At 46.9% G+C, this 473-nt stretch carries 1 protein-coding gene; it reads left to right on the top strand.

Going from position 1 to position 473, the window contains the following annotated elements; translation table 11 throughout:
* On the top strand, positions 1-473 hold a 473-nt coding region (locus B3O33_RS04100; protein WP_292363014.1), incomplete at both ends, for a trypsin-like peptidase domain-containing protein.

Below are 473 nucleotides of genomic sequence, written 5' to 3'. Positions count from 1 at the left end.
GTGGTGAATATTGCCACACGTAGCGAAGTGCGAATTCAGGATAACCCATTATTAAACGATCCTTTTTTCCGGCGTTTTTTTAACTTACCAGAGCAACAACGACCTCGAACCCGTCAGGCACAAAGCCTGGGTAGTGGCGTGATTGTTAACGCCAAAGAAGGATTGGTATTAACCAATAATCATGTGATTCAACGTGCTGATGAAATTACTGTTTCACTGCATGACGGTCGCAGTTTTCAGGCTGAAGTGGTTGGAAGTGATCCAGCTACCGATGTTGCTGTCATTCGTATTCCGCCTGAAAATCTTACTGCCTTGCCTTTAGCGGATTCAGATAGCCTGCGTGTAGGTGATTTTGTGGTGGCCATTGGCAATCCATTTGGGCTGGGCCAAACCGTAACGTCCGGTATTGTCAGTGCCTTGGGCCGAAGTGGTCTTGGCCTCGAAGGCTATGAAAACTTTATTCAAACCGATGC

This window comes from Methylophaga sp. UBA1464 (assembly GCF_002325665.1).
In the GTDB taxonomy this organism is placed as follows: Bacteria; Pseudomonadota; Gammaproteobacteria; order Nitrosococcales; family Methylophagaceae; genus Methylophaga.
Note: the sequence above shows the minus strand (reverse complement) of the source record. Positions and strands in the feature narration are given on the sequence as shown.